Below are 15,530 nucleotides of genomic sequence, written 5' to 3' on the forward strand. Positions count from 1 at the left end.
CCTACACATCAACTGTCTTGGGAGGGGCACAGATGTGGGAGACAGAAGCGATCGAGGCGCGCGGATTCGCTGATCCGCTGTCGAGCGAGATTTCAAGCATACTTCGCGCGCGTGGAGCGCCCGACGCTCGGCTTCCGGATGTCATCGAGCAGTCGTGGAAGCGGTGTTTGGCGGATTACAAGCTATTGCCTGATGCTATGCCAAAAGCCTCTGTTCTGACGCATTCTGAATTGAAAATGCAGATGGAAGAACGCGAAGAGTTCATGCGCGTTGCAGAGCCCGAGATTGAGAGTTTGTTCCGGAAGTTGGTTGACAGCGAATATATCGTATCATTGGCATCTTCGCAGGGCGCGATGGTGTTGTTTCGCTGCGACTACCAGTATCTGAGCGATCTCGCTGTATCGGGGGTAATCCCAGGTTCGATCTGGACCGAAGAACAGCAGGGCACCAATGGCGTGGGGACGGGTTTGCGACTTGGCAAACCTTTGATTATCGCTGGTTCGGAGCATTACGGTACGGCAGTCCAGCGGCTGACCTGCCTGACCGCTCCGGTGCTTGGCCGACATGGGGCTATCGAAAGCATCGTCAACGTCACAACGCTCCGTCCTGCTGACGCGCGCATGAATCAGATGGTCCAGAAAATCGTGGAACGCTCGGCGCTGCGGATTGAAAACGCCTATTTCGGTTACATTAACCGACGCAGCCTTATGCTACGCATTCTGGACGGTGGTGAGGGCGCGGATATTGCGGAAGAGGGCCGTTTGGCCTTGGATGAGAACGGGCGGGTGATCGATGGATCTTCGTTCACGCAGAGTCTCCTGGGCCAAGACGTCGGAAAACTTTTGGGTCAGTCAGCTGAGGATTTATTCGAGCTAGATCGATCGATTTCCGAAATCCGCCCGAACGCGCCGATCACGCTCCACTATCAGGGCCGCAGCTTACTGGCCATGCTGAGCCTGCCGGACACGGCGTCCCGGTCTTCCATCAGCCTTGTTGCCGCACCTGCGAACACGCCCGCATTGCGGACTGTCGACCTAGCAGAAGAGGCCCTTCGGATCAATCCAATCCTTTCACAGGCGCTTGATCGGGCACGGCGCTTGCTAGCTGCTGGTCTGCCTCTGGCAATCACTGGTGAAACAGGGGTCGGCAAAACCGCCTTTGCGAAATCCGTGGCGCGGTTTTGTTTCGGAGAGGACAGCGAAATCGTCTTCATTGATTGTGCTTCGCTGCAAAGTCAGGGCGACCTGGGTCTGCTTTTACAAAATCGGCTTTCGGGAGGGAAATCCTGTCTGTTGGTAGACAGGATCGACGAGATGGACGAAGCCAGCCAGACTGCCCTGCTCGCTGTTCTGGAAAATGACCGGCAAGCCGGCGCAAACGGCATTGGCGTCATCGTGATCTCGACCCATGAACTCGACCATCTCGTCCGCGAAAACCGGATGCGAGTGGATCTCGCGCATAGGCTGAAGGGTGGACAGGTGGGACTTCCGCCGCTGCGCAGTGTGCCTGATCTGGAAGAAACGATTTTCGAACTTTTCCGCAATGAGCGAAACGCCCTCGGCAAACCTAACTTGGAACTCGAAAGCGATGCAAGGTTGGTCTTGTTGCATTACCACTGGCCCGGAAACCTGCGCGAACTGCGAAACACGTTGCGGCACGCGGTTGCCTTGGCAGATGGAAAGCAAATCGGGCTGGAGCATTTGCCTGACAACATCGTCGAAGAGCTTTCCCGCAAGGATTTGACAGCCCGCTCGCAGTCTGAGGCGTCGAAAATCGAAGCAGCGCTGCGCTATAACGGCGGAAACGTCTCCTTGACCGCTCGTTATCTGGGGGTTTCGCGGGCAACGCTTTACCGCAAGATCCAGATACAAAAAGCCCGCGGCGAGGCCTAGCATAGGCGCCCGGAGCCAAGGCTCCGGGCTTTCTTCTTCAGCCCAGCGAAAAACCGCCATCTACGGCAAGAGCTTGGCCAGTGACATGCGGCGCGCATGCAAGGTAGACAACCATCTGGCCCATATCTTCGGGGGTCTGGGCAACACCCTGCGGCAGGAAGATTTTCTGATGGCGCTCCCACGACGCTTCTTCGCTTTCGCCCGGCAGTGCCCACTTTCCTGAAAGCCCTGTCTCGCCACGCCACATGCCGGTTCCGACAATCCCAGGGCAAAGTGCATTCACGGTGATGCCTTCTTGCGCCACTTCCTTGGCGACAGCATTGGTGAAGCCGATGACTCCGAATTTAGTAGCGGAATAATGCGACAGTGCGGGGAAGCCGACTTTGCCCGCAATCGAGGCCGTGTTGATGATGCGGCCGAATTTTTGCTTCCGCATGACCGCAACTTCGGCCTGCGTGCAGAGGAATACTCCGCGCAGGTTGATGTTGATGCAATCATCCCACTGTTCGACGGTTAATTCACCGATCCCGCCGAGGCTTACAACGCCTGCGTTGTTCATAGCGATGTCGAGGCGGCCGAACTGTTTCACAGTGGCATCGATCATGGCTTTGACGCTGTCGGGCTTGCGCACATCGACCTGAAGCGCCGCACTGCGCCGCCCCAACTGGCTGACTGCATGGGCACCCGCTTCGGCCAGTTCCTTGGTATAATCCGCGATCACCACATCGGCACCCGCTTGCGCAAGGCTGGTTGCGATCCCCAACCCGATACCGCGCCCACCGCCGGTAACAAGTGCGATCCGGCCTTCCAGTGAAAATTGTGACATCCGTTCCTCCCGCTTAAGTTTGCGGCCCCTGTGGGGCCAAACACAAGCAACCACGCGGGTGTCTTTGGAACAATTGGATCAATCGCGGCAAGCTGGCGACCTGACACTGTCTCAGACGCACAATTGCTCGATGCGGACAGGTTTCTAGGATGATTGGGGGATGGAGGCCGCCAGCGCGGCCAAAGAGGAACACTATGAACATGCTTCCTATCAGATTGCGCGGTGTCGTGGCGCATGGCGACAAGCGCGGCAGAGTGCTCGGCTTTCCGACCGCGAACATCAATGGCGAACTTCCAGGGATGGAATACGGCGTCTACGCGTCAGAAACCCGGATCGAAAGTGAGGATAAGATCTGGCTCTCCGTCACGTCCTACGGAACAAGACCGACGTTCGAAGGGGCGGACCAACGGATAGAGACCCATATTCTCGATTTTAAGGAAGACATCTACGGGCGGGAAATCGAGGTCCTGCTAACCATATTCATCCGGCCAGAATTGCGCTTCACTTCGGTCGACGAGTTGGTGGCTACCATGTGCAATGATCTGACAAAGGTACGGGAGTTGTCTGCGCATTTGTCAAAGGAGCTGTGCAGTTCTGTACGTAGGATTGGTTTAGGCTGATCGAACTTTACTGGTGCGGAGATTTAAGTAGAACTCCGGCAAGGGGCTGTTGCGCAGTAACCCCACACACAGATTGGAAGGGTTCAGAATTTCGACCGCGGTTTCGGTCTGGACTCGCGATTTTAAGAAACGGGCAGCCTTGGCTCTGCTGCCCGTTGCAGTCTGTTCCTTTTCTAGACCATCGCCGAGACGAGCATTGGCGAGGTATAGGCTTCGATCCCCTCAATGCCACCTTCAGACCCAAAGCCACTGTCGAGGACTCCGCCGAAGGGCGTTTCGGGCAAGCCCATGGAAAAGTGGTTGATGCCCAGCATCCCCGCCCGAACCGAACGCGAGATCTTGGCGGCAGTGTGAACGTTCGAAGTGAAGGCATAGGACGCTAGGCCTACGGGCATTCGATTCGCTTCGGCCAAGCCTTCGTCGATCGAGTTGATGCGTGAGATAAGAGCCAGCGGGCCGAAAGGTTCGTCGTTCATCGCGATAAGGTCGGGATGAGCCTCGGCCACGACGGTCGCTGCGTGGAAATTACCTATGTTGCCGATGGCATCGCCTCCAGCCACGATGCGCGCTCCTTTGGCCCGCGCATCTGCGACCATGGCCGAGATCACGTTGCGTTGGCTGCGGGTGCAAAGCGGGCCCATTGTGATGCCTTCTTCAAGTCCGTGGCCGACCGAGACTTTCGTGGCGGCAGTCGCGAGACCATCCACAAATTCGTCATAGACAGCGTTTTCGACAAGAAAGCGCGTCGGTGACACACAGACTTGTCCCGCGTTTCGGAATTTCCATTGGGCAGCCATTGGGATCAGCTTCGACATATCGGCGTCGCGTGCGACGATCACGGGGGCATGGCCGCCGAGCTCCATCGTCACCTTTTTGAGATACTCACCGGCCATCGCAGCCACGATGCGGCCCACACGTGTTGAACCCGTCAGCGTGACCTTGCGAATTTCGGGCGCTTTGATCAGCGCTTCAGAAATCAGCGAAGAACTGCCCCAGATCACACTGATCGCCCGCGGCGGCAGGCCCGCTTCCAAAAGGCACATCGCGATGTGCCATGTGGTGACAGGCGTCGCCTCGGAGGGCTTTGCCACGACCGAGCAGCCGGAAGCGAGCGCAGGGGCGATCTTCTGCATCATGCCCCAAGCCGGGAAGTTCCATGGCGCCAATGCTGCCACTGGTCCGACGGGTTTTCGCAATACTCTCAGGTCGGAGTCAGCAACACGGCCCGCGATGACCCGGCCATAGATTCGGCGCCCTTCTTCGGCGAACCAATCGAGCAGATCGGCCGAGTTGGCCCATTCAAGCCGTGCTTGGGCGAGGGGTTTGCCCTGTTCCATTGTCAAGCAGCGCGCAGCTTCTTCGGCCCTTGCACGCATCAAGTCGGCCGCACGACGCAGGATTTTCGAGCGCTCATAAGGTGAAAACGCCGACCAATCCGCAAAGCCTTGCAGGGACGCAGCGGCAGACTCGGAAACCTCTGGCAAGCCCGCTTTCGGCAAACTTCCCAAAACGTCGTCTGTTGCTGGATCGGTAACTTCAAGTACTCCAGCGCTGCCCTTGGAACGGGTTTCGCCGCCAATGATCAATCCTGCTTGGGCATACATGCTAATTTCTTTCTTCTGGATCATTTGACTAGGCCAATCTTGGCGCGGTCAGTGGTCAGTGCCACGGCGATGAGAATAACGATGCCAAAAGCGACGTCCTGACTTTCCGGCGGCAGACCTGAAATCGTGACGCCGACGCGGATCAGAATGGCGATGAGGCCACCGATTAGGCTTGAAAGTACTCCTCCAACACCACCGGAAATAGCCGTGCCACCTACCACGACGCCTACGAGGGCGGGCAAAAGCAGGCTGTTTGCCATCGTCGGGCCGGCGAACATAGTTTGCGAGACCATCATGATCCCACCGAGCGCCGCACAACCAGCCGACGCAGCAAACGCGAAGCTGCGCACCAGATCGCGGCGGACACCCGAGATGTAGACCGCCACCTCATTTGCGCCAAAGGCGTAGATGTGGCGGCCGAGGTTCGTGAACTTCAGAACGGATGCAAAGACGCTGGCCATGACAAGGACCAGAATGAACGAGTTGGAGACGCCAAAACTGCGTCCACCTAGTAGGTCATAGACCACTACGCCCGGTGCTATACCGACCATGGTCGCACCGGTCAGATACATGGCGACGCCCTTGAATATTCCAAGTGCGCCGAGCGAGATGACGAAAGATGGCACTTGAAAGCGACCGATGAGCCAGCCTTGTAGCCCGCCGATGACCGAAGCCCCAGCAACGACCACCAGAACGCTTCCGGACCCAAGCACGGGCGAAAGAATCGCGGCAACAACCGCCGCAAGTGAGGCCATGGCGGCTATTGATAGATCGAGACAGCCGAGCAGAATAGGAAACGTTGCCCCGATGATCAAAATCAGCAAAGGCGCATTGTCCTGCAGCAGCGAGTTCATGGCGCGCCAGCGCAGAAGGCCGGGCGCTGCGGTCGATACTGCGATCAATATAAATGCCAATACCAGCAGCGCTCCGTAACGTCGCAGTACGTTCAAAAGATAGTCTTTGTTCATGGCTTTCCCCTAGACCATTGCCTTGACGAGTTCTTCTTCAGATGGTGGTGATGCCTGCACGCTTTCGATCCGGGCGCTAATTTGGCCGTCCTTCATCACGATGATCGAATCTGACAAGGTCAGAACTTCGTCCAGCGTGTCGCCAACGAGCAGGATCGCCAGACCCTGATCGGCAAGTTCGCGGATCACTGAAAACAGGTCCGACCGTGCGCCGGGATCGAGCCCGCGGGTAGGATGGTCGAGCATCAGGACTTTCAACGTCTTCCCGAATAGCCATTTTGACAAAACAGCCTTTTGCTGGTTGCCACCTGACAGGTTGTCGATCCGGTGCCCTATGGATGGCGTCTTGATGCCAAGTTTGGAAACCCAGCTTTCGATCATTCCGCGTTCCCGTGCCCTTGAAATCACTCCTGCGCCGGGACCATGTTGCCAGCCATAAGTGATTGCAACGTTTTCGGAGACCGAGGTGTTGCGGATCATCCCTTCGGTCTTACGCTCTGCGGGCAAATAGCCGATGCCTTTGTCAACTGCCTCGGATGGGCTGTCGATTTTCAGCGGTCGGCCGAAGTAGTCGATCTGGCCGCTCCAATTGTCAGCCATACCGAACACGGTGCGCAGAATGGTTTCTGCGCCCGAACCCTGCACTCCGATCAATCCGAGGATTTCACCTGGAGCAAGTGTCAGACTGATGTTCTCGATCGCGCCTGGAACTGTAACATCTCTTAGGGTCAGGGCCGGTTCGGCACTGATTTTTGCCACTCTAGGCTTTCTGTCCGCGCGGTTAACCCGCTGCTTGCCCACCATTAACTCGTAAAGCTCGTCGACATTGACATGGGCCTTATCGCGGTCGGCGACGTTGCGACCGTCGCTCATCACATAGACCCTATCCGAAATGTCGAGGATCTCGTCCATCCGGTGTGAAACGAAGACCACCGATGATCGATGCTTGATCCTACGGATTTGGCTGAACAAGGACTGTATCTCGGGCGGGTTCAAAACTGCGGTCGGTTCGTCGAATAGGATGACAAGATGGCCTTGGACCAGTTCTTCCAGCGAGAGAACCTTGGCCAGTTCGACCATCTGCCTTTGTCCGAAGCTCAACTCTGACACGGGCGTAAAAGGGTCTATATCCAGTTCGACCTTGTCGAGTTGCTGCTTGGCGCGGTCGCGTAGGTTGTCCCAGCGATAGATACCCAGCCGAGACGAGGCTGCCGATTTGTCGAGAAACAGGTTCTCCGCTACCGTAAGCGAGGTGATAAGCGACTGTTCTTGATGCACAAGGCCGATGCCCGCCCGTGCCGCTTCGAGCGGAGAGCGGAGTTGGACGACCTTGCCACCGACGTGGATCGTGCCGGTGTCGGGACGGTGCAAACCGGCCATCACTTTCATAATTGTCGATTTGCCCGATCCATTTTGCCCGATCAGGCCAAGTACCTCGCCTTCGTTCAGCGAGAGGCTGACATTGTCTAGTGCGGTCACTTCGCCAAAGCGTTTGCTGATGCCTTTCAAAGAGAATGCGGCGGTCATTTGATCACCCTGATCTTGCGGCGCAGATGCCAGGTCGATCCGGCGACGGCGACAATGATGACAGCGCCTTCCAGCGCACTTTGCAGAAGCGGGTCGACGCCGATCTGGATCAATCCGTTGCGAAGCGTCACTAGGATCAGCACACCGATCATCGATTGCCTGATGCCGCCATGACCGCCGGATAAAAGAGTGCCGCCCAGAACGCAGGCCGCGATAGAAGGGAACAAGAGCCCGACACCGGAGATTGGATTGCCCACGCCGAGCCGTGCGGCCAACAGGATGCCCGCCAGCGCGTAGCAGGCGCCAGCCAGGGCGAAGGCGCCGATCTTGTGCCGATTCACCTTGATGCCAGACATGATCAGAACGGCCTCGTTTTCGCCGATGGCGCGGGAAAGACGACCGAAGCGGGTGTGTTTTTCCACAAGGATGGAGAAAAAAATCAAGACGAGCGCGATATAGACGATCCAGCTCAGACCCCATTGCTTGTCTAGGGCCACGACAGTGATCCGCGTATCCAGAATTTGCGGCAACTGACCCGGAAAGGCCAACGCGGCGAGACCAACCGTGGTCAGCCACATGCCCAAGGTCACGATCAACGACGGCATCCGCACATAGATGGAAATAATCGAACTTGTGGTACCAATCAGGATACCGGTGCCAATCACAAAAGGAATGGCCCAGAGACCGAGATCGGTCGTCGTGACGGAATTGGCGATCGTGATCGACAGAAGGACGTTCGCAAATGATGCGACACCCTCAACAGACAAATCAATCGACGCCTGTAGCAAAACGAACGTCAATCCGATTGCTACGATGGCAGGAATGGCTGCAGCCTCTAGAATGGCTGCCAGATTGGGAAGAGATGCGAAGTTCTCGGAGAAGATCGAGAACAGAAGGACCAGAACCAGAAGTGCGAGCAGGGGTCCTTGGGTTTGAACAAGTTTCGACATCGGGGATGTCCACCTCATCTGAGCTAACGGCTGGTAAAGACGGGCTCCCCACTTACGGGGGAGCCCACTGACGCGCAGGCAGTGTGGCCATGCCGCTGCCTGCCTCGCCTCTGATTTCAGTTCACACCGGGCGGGATTTGCCCTGCGGATTTTGCCCAGATATCAGCCGTGATCGCTTCGTAGGTAAATTCGGCCGGGTCAGGACGGCGCGCGAGGAACTCGGTGGCGTTTTCCTTGGTGATCAGAATTTGCTGTACGTTGAAGTCACGCTGTGCTTCGCTAAGGTCCGCCAGTTGGATGTCGCCGACCCGCACGCCGTAAGCCATCGCAGCCGCAATCGCGCCCTGATATTCGTTCAGGCCGCTCATCGTTGAAAGTGCTTCGCCGGTTTCGATCAACTTCACAAGGTCGGTTGTCCCATCACTGCCGGTAACGAACACTTTGCCGCTGAGGCCAGCCTCACGTAGTGCTGCCACAGCACCGAGGGCCATCGCATCATTCTGGCCAAAAACGCCTTTGATACGGTCGCCGTATTTGGTCAGCCAGGTGCGCATAATGTCCTGAGCCGGAGCCTGCTGCCAGCTGGCGACCTGCATATCGAGAATGGTCATGCCAGGGCATTCAGCGACTGCCTTCTCAAGACCCATCGTCCGCTGCTTGGCCGGAGCATTGTCGAGAACACCTTGCAGAACAACGATCTCGCCTTCGCCATTCAAAGCTCTGCAGAGAGCCATGCCATTCTGGTAACCTGCATCCACGCCATCGAACGAGATGTTGGCAACCCATGCCTCGGGGGCGGTATCCCAAGGGTGGATTTCCTCGGCACGGTTCCACAATGTGGTGATGACACCGCCGGCGTCGGCGATCCTTTCAACGAAGACCTTGGTGAAGGCGGGCGAATCCGGGAACCATGTAAAGATGCAACCCTCGCAGCCCGCCGCAGTGATTGCGCCGATGTTCTGCAGCGATTTCTGCGGGTCGAAGTCGTTGCTGATGACTTGGACTGTGCCGCCGACAGACTCCATGACCTGTGTCGCGCCCCAGATCATCTGGGTCCAGTACTCGGCGCTGGTGTTGCCGACGCCAAGGTGGAGTTTCTTCGAAGTGTCGACCTGGGCAAAGGCTGCCGTGGACGCTACGGCGACGAACGCTGCCGTCAGACCAAGTGTCGAAAGTTTGTTCAAGATCATTTCAGTACCTCCCTGATGTGATTGTCTCTGGAGCGCCCCTTTCGGAACACACGTCTCCGCAATGCGCACGAAACACGAAAGTCGTATCGCGAAGGCTCATTCCCGCCGGGTGTCAGCGCCTTTCCTCCTAGAAGAATGGCAAACGATCCAGCAGTACGTGTGCCTCCTCCCTTAGTCATCGGCTCTCCCGCCTTGAATGCTGCGTGAATCAGTACCATTTGCCCACTGACCCATGAGCGGCACGGCCAGCGGCAGCCCTTGTCTCAGACGCGACAGTCCCCCATCTCTGAGGCCGAGGGAGTTGTGGCGCAAAGTTGGTAGCCTTCAGACATCTGGGACGTTGTCTCGGACCAGTCCGTGAAACACTGCCCAGCGTGGTCTTGTGCGTATAATGCAAAACGATCCGCTACCGTGGTTGGCAGCGGACCGATGCAGTTTCACTTTGTTAGCTTAGCGGGCGACAGCAGCGCCTTGATCAACGAGCACCGCTGTTTCATGCGCGGTGAAGCCCAACTCTTCTAGGATTGCGCGCGTATCCCAGCCGCGCGGTGCAGACGGGCTGCGCGTTGGCAAATAACCGTCATCCGCACGGATCGAGCTTCGCAAGACGGCTGTCCGGCCTTCAGTCGGGTGTTCTTCGTGCGAAATAAGGTTGACCGCCGTCAGATGAGGATCCTCGCTCAGGCTTTCGATCGAATGGATTGGCATCGCGGCCAGATCGGCTGCGCGAAAGACTGCCAGCCATTCGGTGCTTGTTCGCTGCAAGAGAGGCGCGCCACGAATTTCAAACCATTCAGCCACATGGACTGCTCTTGCCGACACACTTGAAAAGCGCGGATCGGATGCAAGTTCGCCCCGATCTGTTGCAATCAGAAAGGCGCGTACCTGAGCGTCAGTATTGATCGTGACAGCAAGAAAACCGTCTTTCGTCTTGATCGGCTGATTGTGCGGGCTGAGCAGGCGCTGATCGCCATACGGTCCAACGGGCGGGTCGAAGCTTTGTGCTGCGAGGTGCTCCTGCAGGACCATCGCTGCCATTGTCTCGAACATTGGGACTTCCAGCGTCACGCCTTGGCCTTTGCGTTGTTGGTTGACCACGGCGGCAAGAATTGCACCCGCGGCGATTTCACCGACAACGTGGTCGCAAATCAATAACGGCACATATTTCGGCGCCCCGTCTCGCGCCATCGTCAGCCCAGGAAGACCAACGGCCCCTTGGACTACGCTGTCATAAGTGGGAAACCCACCATATGGCCCGTCGGACCCATAGCCGGTGAGTAGGCAGTAAACCTTTTCAGGATGCTGCGCGCGAACAGTTGCAGGATCGAGACCCAGTCGTACCAGCGCCTTGGGACGCATGTTCGCCACGATCACATCGGCCCACGCAATCAGCCGTTGCATTACCTCTGCCGAACCCTCGGCCTTTAGATCTAGGCAGATGTTCCGCTTGCCGCGATTGAGATGGAGATATGCCCCCGCATGTTGTCCGGTCGGGGAAAGCCCGCCAAGGCCGCGCATCAGATCACCCTCGGGGTTTTCAACCTTTATGATCTCGGCTCCGTATTGGCCCAGTCGCCAGGTCGCCGCAGGGCCGACAACAACGGCTGTTAGATCAAGGACGCGGATACCGCTCAGGGGTTCATAATTCATCAGAATAGACTGCCAATTGTGCCGCGACGGATCCATCGCATTTTTCTAGGACTCATCCGCGCGGCATGTCGCCGGCTACGGAACGAATGTGATCGAGTGGCGCTTGCCGTAAAATTGCAAGAGAGGCTTGCTACATAGGTTTGCGCATCCCTCTGTATGGTCAGAGGGTTCATTGAACCTTTCAACCGTTCCAAGCGGCGCGACCGGTGCCGCGGGCAATGTCGCACACGCGACAATGCTTACAGGTTCTGTTCAGAAGTTAGGCAAACCAGAGCCAAGCGGCATCGGATGTGGCGTTTCGTGATATTGGCATATTTCCTCAGTAAATCAGTATGCTGATCTGGATTTGAACCCTAATGGGGCTTTCAGCATGGCACCTATGGAGCGGTGTACCCACCTGTTGCAGGTCAGCAGGAAATCACGCGATGCAGCTAGACTCACCACCTATGTCGCAGAAGGACAGTTGTTTCACCACGCGCAAGCGACGACTTGTTAGTTTGATGAAACAATGCGCGGGTATACATCGATGAAAGTATTGGTGCCTGTCAAACGGGTGATTGACTATAACGTGAAGGTCCGCGTCAGGGCGGACGGATCGGGCGTCGATCTGGCAAACGTGAAGATGTCGATGAACCCTTTTGACGAAATCGCCGTCGAAGAGGCGATCCGTCTGAAGGAACAGGGCATCGCGACGGAAGTGGTCGTCGTATCGATAGGCGTCAAGCAGGCGCAGGAAACCCTGCGCACCGCGCTGGCCATGGGGGCGGATCGCGCCATCCTGATCGAAGCCGCCGCCGATGTGCACACCGACATCGAACCCCTGTCCGTCGCCAAACTGCTGGCAGGCGTGGTCAAGGACGAAGGCCCCCGTCTGGTTCTGGCTGGCAAACAAGCCATCGACAATGACATGAACGCCACAGGTCAGATGCTGTCTGCGCTGCTCGGCTGGTCGCAGGCCACCTTTGCCAGCGAACTGGTGGTCGAAGGCGATTATGCCGTGATCACCCGCGAAGTGGACGGTGGGTTGCAGACCATTAAGGTCAAGATGCCGACGATCGTCACCGTGGACCTCCGCCTGAACGACCCACGCTATGCATCGCTGCCGAACATCATGAAAGCAAAGGCCAAGCCTTTGGTGATCAAGACGCCCGCCGATTACGGCGTGGATGTCACGCCGCGCCTGTCGGTTCTAAAAACCGTGGAACCCGCAGGCCGCAAGGCTGGCGTCAAGGTCGGTTCGGTTGTCGAACTGATCGCGAAACTCAAAGACGAAGCAGGGGTGATCTGATGGCCGTTCTTCTTCTTGCCGATGTGAATAACGGGCTTTTGGCGACTGATGCCATGTCCAAGGCGATGGCTGCCGTGGCATCGCTGGGCGATGTGCATGTGCTGGTGGCCGGAACTTCTGCCGCCGCGGCGACAGAGGCAGCCAAATTGGACGGCGTCGCCAAAGTGCTGCACGCTCATCACGCTGCTTATGACCACGGCATGGCAGAAACCACCGCCGCCCTGATTACAGGTCTAGCGGGCGGCTACAGCCACATCGCCGCCGCCGCGAACGCATTTTCCAAGAACGTATTGCCTCGCGTGGCCGCCCTTCTGGACGTCATGGTGATTTCGGACGTGACCAACGTGATCGACGCCCACACGTTCGAGCGCCCGATCTATGCCGGCAACGCCATCCAGACGGTGAAATCGTCGGATGCGAAAAAGGTCTTTACCGTTCGCACGGCGTCCTATGCTGCTGTTGGTGCCAACGGTACCGCCGTGGTCGAGGCTGTGTCGGCATCGGTTGACGCCTCGCTTTCGGCTTGGGTCGAAGACAAGGTCGCCGCATCGGATCGTCCGGAACTCACCAGCGCGGGCATTGTCGTCTCGGGTGGGCGTGGCGTCGGGTCGCAATCCGACTTTGCCCTGATCGAACAACTGGCTGACAAGCTAGGTGCCGCTGTCGGTGCGTCGCGTGCGGCGGTGGACAGCGGCTATGCCCCTAACGACTGGCAAGTCGGGCAGACCGGCAAGGTGGTTGCGCCCACACTGTATATCGCAATTGGGATTTCCGGCGCGATCCAGCACCTTGCAGGAATGAAGGACAGCAAGGTCATCGTCGCCATAAACAAGGACGAGGAAGCGCCGATCTTTCAAGTGGCGGACTACGGGTTGGTCGGCGATCTATTAACCATCGTGCCAGAGATCATAGATTCGCTTTGAATAGCAAATCACTGAATGGTCGTTATAAATCTCTTGTGGACTGTTTGTGGGTGGCTTGTTCTGCGGCATCAAGTGACCGGCGCCGAAATCTCTTCATGGTACTACAGTCAACCAATCCCATTGAGACTGACATTATCATCCGCAGGGCCGTTGTTGCGTAACTGACGCTTGTGGCGTGACTTCCCCTTTCCCCTTGGGTTCAGTCTACGTGCACGATCGCGGCCGTGCCGAGGGCCAAGAAGCGGTTCATGAGTGCGGTGCAGATTTGGATTTCGGCGGTCTGGCGGTCAGGGTCTCTTGCCGCGATACGCTCGCCAAAGGCTTTGAGGCAGCGCATCTTCGCCTCGATCCGGCTTCGGGGCGTGGTATCCGGTCCATCATTTCCAGAATGCCCGTCCATAGTGCCGGGTTGCGCGCAGGGTTTCGTTGCGGGCGCATGCTGCCGGACAGTCCTCTTTCCATGGTCGCCCGTTTTTGCGGATCGGGAAGATCGCTGTCGCTTTTCTGTCTATAATGGCTGTGTGACTGCGGCGCGTGTCATAGGCGCCATCGGCGGTCACTGTGCCAATCTCTCCACCCTCGGGAATCTGATCGATCAACTCCGGCAAGATAGGACTATCGCCAGCGCTGCTGGGCGTGAATTCCACAGCGCGGATGTCCGAAGTGGCCGTATCCATAGCTAGTACTACAGTTGCATATAGTATGGATATCTGATTCGTTCCCGCCTGTGCGATTGGAGAGGATTGATGATGTCCGTATCGGACTGGGCTGGAGCGGTTTCGGATTGGCGCGCAGCGCTCGATGGAATGAAGGCGCGGATTGCATCTGCCTTCATCAGGTCTGAACAGCGTGCGTCTGCTGGGGCCTTTATCGATGGCCTCTTGTCTGGGGCAGAACGCAAGACAGGTTGGATGCTGGCTGAGGAAGCTGGCCTGGGGCGGCCTTACAAGATCCAGTCGCTGCTGGGCCGATCAAGCTGGTCTGCAGATGCTTTGTGTCAGCGAGTTCGCGACTACGCGCTTGAAGCCCTCGCTGATCCTGATGGGGTTCTTGTGATTGATGAAACAGCTTTCCTCAAGAAAGGCGCTCATTCGGTTGGCGGCGCGCAACAGTATTCCGGCACGGCGGGACGGATTGAGAACAGGCAGATCGGTGTATTTGCGAGCTATGCAAGCCGCTGGGGGCACGCCCTGATCGACAGAAAGCTGTATCTGCCGAAATCCTGGACCAATGATCCGGAGCGGCGCGCAGAGGCCCACTTGCCTGAAGATATTGCCTTCACCACCAAGCCAGCCATGGCGTGTGAGATGGTCACGCGCCTGCTCGACGAAGGTATTCCATGCGCGTTTGTTCTCGCCGATGCCGTCTACGGTGCGGATTATCGGTTCCGGCATATGCTGGAGGAGCGCCAGCAGTCATACGTGCTGGCGGTGCGCAGCAATCAGACATTGCGGCTCATGGAGGAATGGACGCTGATCCAGACTGACCCGGTCACGATGATTGCCGCGCTGCCCGATGACGCCTGGATACCGTTGAGCGCAGGTGAAGGTGCAAAGGGACCCAGATTGTATGATTGGGCCCGTGTCCAGTTCAAATATCAGGCTCCGAACGGGTTTGCCCGCTGGCTTCTGGAAAGGCGCAGCCTGCGCGATCCGGGCGCAATTGCATATTATTTTGCCTATGCTCGCTCGGAAACAACACTGGCAGAACTCGCCGCCGCCGCTGGATTGCTTTGGACGATCAAGGAGTACTTCCTGCGCGCCAAGGACGATCTCGGCCTCGACCATTGCGAAGCCCGATCATGGCATGGCTGGCATCGCCACATCAGCCTTGTCATGGCCGCCGCTGCCTTCCTTGCGCGCCTTGGCGCTGATCACCGCCGTTCGGATTTGCCCAAGCCGAACAAAACGAGTCCGGACGATCCCGTTGCGGCGATCTGGACCCAAGACGGGCCCATGCGCTCACCACGGCAGAAATCCGATACCTTTTGGCCCGTTTGTTACCGCGTCCCGTCCCCACCGCAAGATTCATCTGGGCTTGGTCTCTATGGCGACGACGCCACCAAGGCGCAGCCTCCACAGCCCATCGGAAA

General features: G+C 57.6%; 11 protein-coding genes and 2 pseudogenes. 5 read left to right on the forward strand and 8 right to left on the reverse strand.

Annotated elements, in window-relative coordinates:
- Positions 1–32: 32 nt before the first annotated feature.
- The gene (locus ACTZWY_RS13155) at positions 33–1,892 is read left to right on the forward strand and encodes a sigma-54-dependent Fis family transcriptional regulator (RefSeq protein WP_444791171.1); all 1,860 of its coding nucleotides are present in this window, start codon (positions 33–35) and stop codon (positions 1,890–1,892) included.
- A gap of 37 nt (positions 1,893–1,929) precedes the next feature.
- On the opposite strand, the gene ACTZWY_RS13160 is transcribed toward ACTZWY_RS13155, so the two are convergent.
- Complete coding sequence (locus ACTZWY_RS13160) at positions 1,930–2,718, reverse strand: SDR family NAD(P)-dependent oxidoreductase (RefSeq protein ID WP_444791172.1); 789 nt, start codon at positions 2,716–2,718, stop codon at positions 1,930–1,932.
- Between the two features lie 194 nt (positions 2,719–2,912).
- Between ACTZWY_RS13160 and ACTZWY_RS13165 the strand changes: the two genes are divergently transcribed.
- Entirely contained in the window at positions 2,913–3,338 is a 426-nt protein-coding gene (locus ACTZWY_RS13165; RefSeq protein WP_444791173.1) for a riboflavin kinase, read from the forward strand.
- 173 nt (positions 3,339–3,511) lie between these two features.
- On the opposite strand, the gene ACTZWY_RS13170 is transcribed toward ACTZWY_RS13165, so the two are convergent.
- From ACTZWY_RS13170 to ACTZWY_RS13195, 6 genes are all read right to left on the reverse strand, one after another.
- Positions 3,512–4,966: an NAD-dependent succinate-semialdehyde dehydrogenase gene (locus tag ACTZWY_RS13170; protein ID WP_444791174.1), complete on the reverse strand. Its 1,455-nt coding sequence runs from the start codon at positions 4,964–4,966 to the stop codon at positions 3,512–3,514.
- Entirely contained in the window at positions 4,963–5,910 is a 948-nt protein-coding gene (locus ACTZWY_RS13175) for an ABC transporter permease (RefSeq protein WP_444791175.1), read from the reverse strand. Before ACTZWY_RS13175 ends, ACTZWY_RS13170 begins: the two co-directional genes overlap by 4 nt.
- Positions 5,911–5,919: 9 nt before the next feature.
- Positions 5,920–7,437, reverse strand: a complete 1,518-nt coding sequence (locus tag ACTZWY_RS13180; RefSeq protein WP_444791176.1) for a sugar ABC transporter ATP-binding protein — start codon at positions 7,435–7,437, stop codon at positions 5,920–5,922.
- Entirely contained in the window at positions 7,434–8,387 is a 954-nt protein-coding gene (locus ACTZWY_RS13185; protein ID WP_444791177.1) for an ABC transporter permease, read from the reverse strand. The genes ACTZWY_RS13180 and ACTZWY_RS13185 overlap by 4 nt, the downstream gene beginning before the upstream one ends.
- A gap of 116 nt (positions 8,388–8,503) precedes the next feature.
- A complete protein-coding gene (locus ACTZWY_RS13190) occupies positions 8,504–9,577 on the reverse strand; it encodes a sugar ABC transporter substrate-binding protein (RefSeq protein WP_444791178.1) in 1,074 nt (357 codons plus the stop codon).
- 450 nt (positions 9,578–10,027) lie between these two features.
- Positions 10,028–11,227, reverse strand: coding sequence for a CaiB/BaiF CoA transferase family protein (locus tag ACTZWY_RS13195; RefSeq protein WP_444791179.1), 1,200 nt, complete (start codon positions 11,225–11,227; stop codon positions 10,028–10,030).
- Positions 11,228–11,753: 526 nt separating this feature from the next.
- On the opposite strand from ACTZWY_RS13195, the gene ACTZWY_RS13200 reads away from it, so the two are divergent.
- Positions 11,754–12,515, forward strand: coding sequence for an electron transfer flavoprotein subunit beta/FixA family protein (locus ACTZWY_RS13200; protein ID WP_444791180.1), 762 nt, complete (start codon positions 11,754–11,756; stop codon positions 12,513–12,515).
- Positions 12,515–13,438: an electron transfer flavoprotein subunit alpha/FixB family protein gene (locus tag ACTZWY_RS13205; protein ID WP_444791181.1), complete on the forward strand. Its 924-nt coding sequence runs from the start codon at positions 12,515–12,517 to the stop codon at positions 13,436–13,438. Before ACTZWY_RS13200 ends, ACTZWY_RS13205 begins: the two co-directional genes overlap by 1 nt.
- Positions 13,439–13,637: 199 nt before the next feature.
- Here the strand turns inward: ACTZWY_RS13205 and ACTZWY_RS13210 are convergent.
- Positions 13,638–14,172: pseudogene (locus ACTZWY_RS13210) on the reverse strand (IS5 family transposase).
- Between the two features lie 15 nt (positions 14,173–14,187).
- Here ACTZWY_RS13210 and ACTZWY_RS13215 point away from each other — a divergent pair.
- Positions 14,188–15,354 (forward strand): annotated as a pseudogene (locus ACTZWY_RS13215) (IS701 family transposase); the annotation flags it as partial.
- Positions 15,355–15,530: the final 176 nt, after the last annotated feature.

The sequence above is a fragment of the Roseinatronobacter sp. NSM genome (genome assembly GCF_052379845.1).
Taxonomy (GTDB): domain Bacteria; phylum Pseudomonadota; class Alphaproteobacteria; order Rhodobacterales; family Rhodobacteraceae; genus Roseinatronobacter.